The sequence below is a fragment of the Streptomyces bambusae genome, assembly GCF_019400985.1.
Lineage (GTDB): Bacteria > Actinomycetota > Actinomycetes > Streptomycetales > Streptomycetaceae > Streptomyces > Streptomyces bambusae_A.
Genome location: NZ_WTFF01000324.1, coordinates 1 through 8,208, shown reverse-complemented (window position 1 = coordinate 8,208; position 8,208 = coordinate 1). Strand labels below are relative to the sequence as shown.

9 protein-coding genes are annotated in these 8,208 nt (G+C 74.3%); 4 read left to right on the top strand and 5 right to left on the bottom strand.

Translation table 11 applies throughout. The features are described 5' to 3' along the window. From GPJ59_RS30115 to GPJ59_RS30105, 3 genes are all read right to left on the bottom strand, one after another. Window positions 1–1,579: FAD-dependent oxidoreductase (locus GPJ59_RS30115; protein WP_219671079.1), on the bottom strand; the 1,579-nt coding region annotated here is incomplete at its 3' end. Then, window positions 1,569–1,934 (bottom strand): antibiotic biosynthesis monooxygenase family protein, encoded by a 366-nt coding sequence (locus GPJ59_RS30110; protein ID WP_219671078.1) that lies wholly within the window; start codon window positions 1,932–1,934, stop codon window positions 1,569–1,571. The genes GPJ59_RS30110 and GPJ59_RS30115, both read right to left, overlap by 11 nt. An 89-nt stretch (window positions 1,935–2,023) precedes the next feature. Beyond that, window positions 2,024–3,688 carry a class I adenylate-forming enzyme family protein gene (locus GPJ59_RS30105; protein ID WP_219671077.1) on the bottom strand — a complete coding sequence of 555 codons (1,665 nt, stop codon included), beginning with the start codon at window positions 3,686–3,688 and terminating at the stop codon, window positions 2,024–2,026. 155 nt (window positions 3,689–3,843) lie between these two features. On the opposite strand from GPJ59_RS30105, the gene GPJ59_RS30100 reads away from it, so the two are divergent. After that, a complete protein-coding gene (locus tag GPJ59_RS30100) occupies window positions 3,844–4,440 on the top strand; it encodes a Uma2 family endonuclease (protein WP_219671076.1) in 597 nt (198 codons plus the stop codon). Between the two features lie 9 nt (window positions 4,441–4,449). Here the strand turns inward: GPJ59_RS30100 and GPJ59_RS30095 are convergent, their stop codons facing one another. After that, window positions 4,450–4,863 carry an SgcJ/EcaC family oxidoreductase gene (locus tag GPJ59_RS30095; RefSeq protein ID WP_374200949.1) on the bottom strand — a complete coding sequence of 138 codons (414 nt, stop codon included), beginning with the start codon at window positions 4,861–4,863 and terminating at the stop codon, window positions 4,450–4,452. A 60-nt stretch (window positions 4,864–4,923) separates the two neighbouring features. On the opposite strand from GPJ59_RS30095, the gene GPJ59_RS30090 reads away from it, so the two are divergent. Together GPJ59_RS30090 and GPJ59_RS30085 are read left to right on the top strand one after the other, a co-directional pair. Further along, window positions 4,924–5,454 carry a flavoprotein gene (locus tag GPJ59_RS30090; protein WP_219671074.1) on the top strand — a complete coding sequence of 177 codons (531 nt, stop codon included), beginning with the start codon at window positions 4,924–4,926 and terminating at the stop codon, window positions 5,452–5,454. 187 nt (window positions 5,455–5,641) lie between these two features. After that, complete coding sequence (locus tag GPJ59_RS30085) at window positions 5,642–5,869, top strand: hypothetical protein (protein WP_258025137.1); 228 nt, start codon at window positions 5,642–5,644, stop codon at window positions 5,867–5,869. A 160-nt stretch (window positions 5,870–6,029) separates the two neighbouring features. On the opposite strand, the gene GPJ59_RS30080 is transcribed toward GPJ59_RS30085, so the two are convergent. Further along, entirely contained in the window at window positions 6,030–6,929 is a 900-nt protein-coding gene (locus GPJ59_RS30080) for an NAD-dependent epimerase/dehydratase family protein (protein WP_308120564.1), read from the bottom strand. A 163-nt stretch (window positions 6,930–7,092) separates the two neighbouring features. Between GPJ59_RS30080 and GPJ59_RS30075 the strand changes: the two genes are divergently transcribed. Further along, window positions 7,093–8,085, top strand: a complete 993-nt coding sequence (locus tag GPJ59_RS30075) for a ScbA/BarX family gamma-butyrolactone biosynthesis protein (RefSeq protein ID WP_219671073.1) — start codon at window positions 7,093–7,095, stop codon at window positions 8,083–8,085. The last annotated feature ends 123 nt before the right edge of the window (window positions 8,086–8,208 follow it).

Below are 8,208 nucleotides of genomic sequence, written 5' to 3'. Positions count from 1 at the left end.
GCGTCCACCGCCGGCCCGCGGCGGCCGCTCCGGCCCGCGCCGCTGCCGACGCGGCTGCCGACGCGGATCCCACCCCCGAGCCCGAGGCCGTTCCCGACGCCGTGGCGCCCACGACCGTCCGCACGGACAGCCACGGTTCATGCGCGTCATGCGCGCGGCGGGCCGTCTCCGCGGCCTCCCCGGTGCCCTCGGGCACGTACAACAGGGACCACCGCACGTCGCGCAGCTCCGCACCGAGCGCCGTCGTCCCGGCGTCGCCGGGGAAGCGGGCCACCGCGGCGGCCGCGCGCGCTCCCGGCTCGGGTCCGGTGCCCCCCTGCCCCGGCTCCGCCGCCGTGGTCAGCGAGCTGTCCGGATAGCCCAGGCGCAGCCCCGACATCCCGCCGAGCACCTTGCGCTGGACGGCCCGGCGCAGCGGTCCGGTCCGGCGTACGACGCCCATGACCACCGGCAGCGCGGCGCCGGCCAGCGCGTTCTTGAACTGCACCAGGAAGGTGGCCTGCCGGGTGGAGCCCAGCAGGGCGCGGCCGACCGGCACCCGCTCCTCGCCGTAGGTGTCGAGCAGTTCGCGGCCCGCCCGGCCCCCTTCGACCATGGCGAGCTTCCAGGCCAGGTTGTACGCCTCCTGGACGCCGGTGTTCATGCCCTGCCCGGAGGCCGGGCTGTGCACGTGCGCGGCGTCGCCGGCCACGAACACCCGGCCCTCGTGCATCCGCGGGACCATCCGCTGCTGGAAGGTGAAGACGGACGTCCAGGTCGGCTCGCCCACCCGGACCTCCCGGCCCAGCCCGGCGGACAGCTTGGCCGAAAACCGCTCCGCCACGGCCCTCGGACCCGCCCCGGCTGCGTCCGCAGGTGCCGCGTCCGCCGGTGCCGTGTCCAGCAGCCGCCAGTACCCGTCCCGCCGGTACGGCACCATCATCAGCGCCTGACCGCCGGTGTGCACCCAGTAGATGGTGTCCTGCGGGAGGTCCACCGAGACGGGCGCGTCGGCCAGTTCCCACGTCTCGCTCGACTCCCCGAGCAGCGGCAGCCCGAGCGTCTTGCGCACCGTGCTGTGCCCGCCGTCGCAGCCGACCAGCCACGGGACCCCGAAGACCTCCTCCCGGCCGTCCGCGTGCGCGAGGAGGGCCCGTACGCCGCCGTCGTCCTGCGCGAAGGACGTCAGCCGCACCCCCCACTCCACCCGTACGCCGAGCCGCTCCACCGCCGCCCGCAGCACGTCCTCCGTGCGGGTCTGCTCGATGATGACGGTGTACGGGTAGCAGGTGGGCATGGTGGCGTAGTCGGCGTCGAGGCGCACCAGGCGGCGGCCGCCCGCGTACATCGTGAAGGCCCGGTTGGGCCGCCCGCGCCGCAGGACCGGGCCCACCACGCCCATCTGGTCGAAGGTCTCCAGCGTGCGCGGGTGCACGGCGACCGCCCGGCTGGTCGCGGCCGGCCCCGGCGCGGCGTCGACGAGCCGCACCGCAAGGCCCCGCCGCGCCAGTTCGTGCGCGGCGGTCAGCCCGACGGGCCCGGCCCCGACCACCAGGACCTGCGCCCGTGCCTGCGCCCGGGCCGGATCCTCAGGCCGCATGCGCGGGCTCCGCCGGCACCGGCTGCTGCGGCACGGACTGCAGTGCCGCCGACGGCTGCGGCGTACGCCAGGGCCCTTCCTCGACCGTGCGGAAGAGTCCCGGCTCGGGCGTGGCCAGCGCCGCCAGCGGCCCGATCAGCCCACGGAAGGCCTCGCTGGTCACCGCGGCCCGGTGCGCGGCGGCGTCGGTCCACTCGGCGATCTCCAGGAAGACGTTCGGCTCGGCCAGGGAGTTCAGCGTGCGGTGGGCGATGTGCCCCGGCTGGGCGGCCATGAAGGCGGAGATCCGCTCCTTGGCGGCCAGGAACTCCTCGATGTCGCCGTGCACGGTCAGCTTGTTGACGAAGGTCACCACAGCAAACTCCAGGAACTGGAAGGGAAGGGAAGGGAAGGGAACGGCAGGACAGAACAGGAAAGGGCAGGACAGGGCAGCGAGGACGCTCGTCAGGCGGCGGTCTCCACGGCCGCCCGCGTACGGATGCTCATCAGCAGCCCCCGCCGGGCGGGCTTGCCCACCGGGGTGCGCGGTACGGCGTCGAGGACCTCGACGCGGCGGATCTGTTCGAAGTGCGCGAGCCGTTCGTTCGCGCGCTCCACGATCGAGTCGAGTACGTCGAGCAGCCCGGGCTGGGCCGGATCGCGCAGCACGATCCCGGTCCACGCCACCGCCCCGTGGACGGGGTCGGGCCAGCCCGCGACGACGCAGTCGGCGACCCGTTCGTCGGCGGCGACGACCGCTTCGACGGCGGTCGGCGAGACGAGTTCGTTGTCGTACTTGAAGACGTCGCCGAGCCGGTCCACGAGGAACAGCTCGCCGTCGGCGTTGACGTAGCCGATGTCGCCGGTGGAGAACCAACCCCCGTAGCCGACCTTGGCCGGGCCGAGGCAGTCCAGGTAGCCGGCCATCAGCTGCGGCCCGCGGATCTGCACCTCGCCGGTGCTGTACGGGGCCAGCGGGCGCCGGGTGTCGAGATGGACGATGCGGCACTCGGTTCCGGGCACGGCCGGGCCGACGGCGGTGCTGCGCGGGCGGTCGAGGTCGTCGTACACGGCGGCGGAGCCGGGGCGCTGGCAGTGGCTCAGCGGGGACAGCTCGGCCATGCCGTAGCCCTGGACGACGGGGACGCCGAGCAGCCGGCGCAGGGTGCGGGCGGCGCCCGGGTCGAGCGCGGTGCCACCGGACAGCACGGCGGTGAGCCGGGGGGCGGCGGGGACGCCCTCGATGCTCACCTCGTCCGCGTCGCGCAGCTGGGCGGCGAGGCGGTGCAGCCGGGCGGGCAGGCCGTAGTAGTGGCTGACGCCCTCGCGGGCGGCCACGGCGAGCGAGGCCAGCGGGTCGGGGTCGGTGCACAGCACCTGGCAGGCCCCGGCGAACACCGCGGAGTTGAGGTGCATGACGTGGTAGAGCGGCAGGTGGTTGAGGGTGACCGCGTCGCGCCGCAGATCGTGCGCGGCGGCGGCCTGGGCGGCGTTGGCGACGAGGTTGCGGTGGGTGAGCCGGACCCCACGCGGCTTACCGGTGGTCCCGGTGGTGAACTGAATGCAGACGACGTCGTCGAGCCGGGCCTCGGTCCCGCAGTCGCCCGACGAGGACCGGAAACCGAACCCGGCCCCGGCACCAGCCGATCCAGCAGCGCCGGCCGATCCGGCAGCGCCGGCCCACCCAGGAGCGCCGGCCCCGTCCGTCGCCACGACGCTCCGCAGCGCCGGCAGCTGCCCGGCCCGCACGAGCCCGTCCAGCATCCGCCCGGTCGCGGCCGGCACGAAGGCGCTCTCCACCTCGGCCGCGGCGCACACATGGGCCAGCCCGGGCTCCTTGAGCAGCGGATTGATCAGCACGGCGGTGTTCCCGCTCCGCGCGATCCCGTAACAGACGGCGGCGAAGGAGGCGTCGAGCACGTTCGCGACCCCGACCCGCGCCCCCCGCCCCGCCCCGACCTCCGCCTCCACCCGCCCGGCGACCCGGTCGGCCTGCGCGTCGAGCTCGGCGAAGGTGACCGGGGCGCGGCGGCGGTCGTCGTAACGGATCGCCACACCGTACGGATCCCGGCGCGCGGCGCGCCTGAGCAGCCCGTCGAGCGGCACCTCGGGGTACGGGAAGACCGGCACGTCTCTGCCCTCCTGGGGACGCGGGTCCCTCCACGGTCCGCGCCCCCGCTCGGAACCCACCGGAAGCCCACTCGACGCCCGCTCGACGCCCACCGGAGAACCACCCGACCCGCACCGGCTGGATACGCTGGCCAGGACTCTCACAGGAGGACACCATGGCCGACCTCGCTCCCGACGAGAGGCGGCGGCTCAACGACTTCGCCGAGCAGATCGCGGAGCTGGCCGAGCGCCACGAAGGCCGGTGGAAGGTACAGACCAGCGGCAGCAGAATCCTCATCACGATGCTGAGCCGGACCACCGCCCACGGCCTCGACGTGGGACGGCTGCGCCGCCGGATCGAGGCCCAGGCGCCCGAGGTCGTCGCACTCACCGACACGAACACGTACGACCCGGCGACCGGCCTCACCAAAATCCCCGACCTCATGGTCGTCATCGAGGAGAAGGCGGACGAGACGTCGAAGGCAGTCGACTCCCGCGACGTCCTCATGACCGTGGAAGTCGTCCCACCCGGCAACTCCCTGGACGACATCCGGGAAAAGCTGGGGGACTACCCGAAGATGGGCATCCCCCTCTACGTGGTCGTCGACCCCCGGCACGGCAAGCAGACCGTCACCGTCCACAGCGACCCGGCGCCGGGGCCGGACGGCATCCGCTACCGCAAGACCGTCCCGTACGCCTTCGGCGACACCGTCACCGTCGGCCGCTGGAGCCTCGACACCAGCATCCTCAAGAGCTACCCCGCCGACTGGTAGGGCGTAAGGCTAGGAAGCGTCGCGCCGCACCTCGGTGTTCTGGCAGGCCGTCAGCAGCCAGCGCCCGTCCTGCTTGGTCATCACGTACAGCGGAGCGCCCTCCGACTCCACGCTGCCGTCGGAGCCGCGGTAGAGCTGGCGGACCTTTACGGCGGCCACATCCGGGCGCAGGAACTGGATGTGTACGGCCTCGTAGCTGACACTGCCGTCCCAGGACGCGGCCGGGAGCACCTGGCGGGTGAACGCAGAGATGGCGTCGAGCCCGATGAGGACCTTGCCGTGGGCGGTGGTCCACAGCGCGTCGGGGTGGAACAGCGCGAGGAACGCGTCGGGGTCCTTGGCCCGCTGGGCCTTCTCGACCTCGGCGACGACCTGGTGGATGGCGGCGATGTCGGCGTCGTGCGCCGAGTGCTGGGAGCTCATGCCCGACATCCTGTGACCTCAAGTGTGGTCGAGGTCAAGCAATATGATCACATGGTGGGCATGACAAGCACTCTCTACCTGCTCTGCTCCGCCGCCCCGCCCGTCTTCGACGTGGCCCACGTGATCGAGGACGCGCAGGCGCGCGGCTGGGACGTGTGCCTGGGGCTCAGCCCGACGGCGGCGCACTGGGTGGCCGGGAGTCTGGACGGGCTGGCGGCGCTGACCGGGCACCCGGTGCGGTGGCAGTACAAGATGCCCGGCGAGCCGGACGTCTGGCCGGCGGCCGACGCGCTGCTGTTCGCGCCGGCCACCTTCAACTCGGTCAACGCCTGGGCCCTCGGCCTGACCGACCGCTTCGTCGTCGGCGTGGCCGCGGAAGCGCTGGGCAAGGGCACGCCGGCGGTCGCCATGCCGTGCACGAACGCGGCGCTCGCGGCGCACCCCCAGTTCGAGCAGAGCGTGGCCGTCCTGCGGACGGCGGGCGTGAACGTCCTCCTCGGCGAGGGCGGCTTCCTCCCGGGCCCGGCCGGCCAGGACCTCCCGGACGCCTTCCCCTGGCCCACGGCCCTGGACGCGGTCCCCCTCCCGTAGCGCCGCCCGCGCGCGCAGCCGCCGGGAGCAGGGCCCCGGCAGCCCTGCTTCCCGTACGCCAACACGAGCAAACCCCCGAAGCCCGCAGCCCCCGCGACCGGCCACCGCCGGCCACCCGCCGGGCGCGGAGGTGATGAAGCGTTCGGCGGTGGCCCGGCGTGACCCGTTGTTCGCGTCGCTAGGCCACATGCGGCACGCCAACGCTCTGGCCCGGCTGCACCGGCCCGCCGAGTCGCTGCGGGCGCCGAACCTCGCGGATCAGGCTTTCGGCAAGGCCGGGTGCGGGCGGCGGCCGGCGTGGATCCCGTTCTACACCCGGGCCGAGTTCGACGCCCTGTCGTCCTACGTCTGGACCGCACCCGGCGGCCAAGGCCGGACCGGCCACCCCGACCCCGGCCACCCCGCTGAAGGCTAAGCGGGCTCAGCGAAGTCCGGTGCGGTACCGCGCCCCGTCAGGGGCGCGGGGCTGTCCGCATATGCGGCTCCGCCGCGTGGGCGCGACCAGCCCCCACCGGCCCGCGGTTTCATCACGCACTTCCAGCGGAGCGCTTAGGCCCCCGCCACCCCGCTGAAGGCTAGGCGTCCGGCCGGGCCCCGCCCCGGTCGCGGTACCACGGGGCCGCCGCCGCGAGGCGGCGGACGGGGCCGGGGCCGGGGTCGACCCCGGCCAGCCGCCAGACCGCGTCGCTGCGGTACCACATGTCACCGGCCAGCAGCGCGAACTGCCGTTCGCTCACCCAGCCCGGCCGCTCCCCCAGCCCCGCCAGGCACTCCTGCCAGCTCAGCTCCCCGCCCGCGGCCGGCACGTGCGGCAGCACGCCGTGCCGCGCCAGCGCCCCCATCAGCTCCCCGTTGCGCACCGGCTCCGGGTGGCTGACGTGCACCACCCCACCCGGCAGCGCCCGCGGCCCGGTCGCCAGCGCGACCGCCACCCGCGCCAGGTCGGCCACGTCGACGTACGAGGCGAGTCCGCGGCCCCCCGCCCAGCTGCCCGGCAGCCGCCGGAACGCGTCCACCAGCGCCGGAACCGCCCACCGGTCCCCCGCCCCCGTCACCAGCCCGGCCCGCAGCACGGTCCCGCCGGCCGCCAGGACCGGCCCCTCCCCCGCCAGCCGGCTCCGGCTCGTCGCCGACACCGGCGCCGGCGCGACCTCCCCGACGTCCACCCCCCGGTGCGGGCCGGTCCCGTACACCGCACACGTCGACAGGTGCACGATGCGGTGCACGCCCGCCCGGCGCGCCTCGGACATCAGCGCCCGCGTCCCGCGGACGTTCACAGCCGCACACTTCTCCTCGTCCGGCCCCACGTACGACGCGAGCGAGACCAGGGTCCGCGCCCCCTCGCACGCCCCGCGCAGCGACTGCGGCCTCCCCAGGTCCACACCCCCCGCGCGGCTCAGCAGCCGCACCTCGGCCCCGGCCTCACGCAACTGCCGTACGACCGCCGAACCGACGAATCCGGTCCCTCCGCTCACCACGATCACAGGTGCCCCCCAGGCAACTCTCAGCGCTCGATGACCACTTGAAGACCACTCGACAAAAAAAAGAACATTCTCTATGTTACGGAGGCCGCCGCACCGCCGCACTGCCTATCGGCCAATCCACGAACGACGTCCATGGGGGGACAAAGTCGTGACCATGTCTGTCGGCACCACCGCAGCTGCCACCGCCCTGACCACCACTGTGGCCAGGGAGTACGTCCACAAGGCCGCCCACTCGGAAGTCCTGCTCACCGGCTGGCGCCGCGTTGACCAGGACCGTTTCGTCGTCACCGCCCAGTGGCCGCGGGACCACAGCTTCTACTCCACCGTCGCCGGCAGGCACGACCCGCTGCTCGTCGCCGAGAGCGTGCGCCAGGCGATCCCGCTGCTCAGCCACGTCGGGTACGACGTGCCTTTCGGCCACCGGCAGATCTGGGACCGGTTCGTCTACGCCGTCGAACCCGCGGCGCTCACCGTCGGGGACACCCCGACCGACATCGAACTGCACATCTCCTGCACCGACATCACCCGCCGCGGCCGCCGCCTGGCCGGCCTGACCATGGAGGTCGGCATCGTCCGCGACGGCGAACTCCTCGGCGGCGCCGAGGCCTCCTTCACCAACCAGCCGCCGGCCGTCTACGAGCGCCTGCGCGGCCGCTACGCCGACCTCGACGAGGCCCGCGCCCACGCGCTGCCCACGCCGCCTCCGATGACCCCGCAGCTGGCGGGCCGCGACCGGAGCCGCGACGTCGTACTGGCCGCCGGCAACCGCCTCAGCCACACCCAGCTGCGCGCCGACCTCACCCACCCCGTGCTCTTCGACCACCCCGTCGACCACGCACCGGGCATGCTCCTGCTGGAGGCCGCGCGGCAGGCCGCGCACGCCGCCGCCTTCCCGCGCACGGCGCTGATCAGCGGGGTGGCCGCGGAGTTCTTCCGGTACGCCGAACTCGACGCGCCCTGCTGGATCGAGACCCAGGTCGTCCCGCACGTCTGGGACCCCGAGGGCCGCCTCCAGGTGAAGGTCACCGCCCGCCAGGGCGAGCACGTGGTGTTCTCGGCGACCACCACGGCGGAGATCGCCGTGGAGGAGTTCATGGGGTTCGCCCCGGCCCACGCCCCCGCAATGCACCTGCGCCGGGCCTCGTGACGCACCCCGTGACGCGCCCCGCCCCGTCCGCCCCGTGCCCCGCCCCACCCGCCGCGCAGCGCGGCCGCCGGGCCCGGACCCTCGCGCGGGTGCGAACCCACGCCCGGGCCCGGACCCACGCAC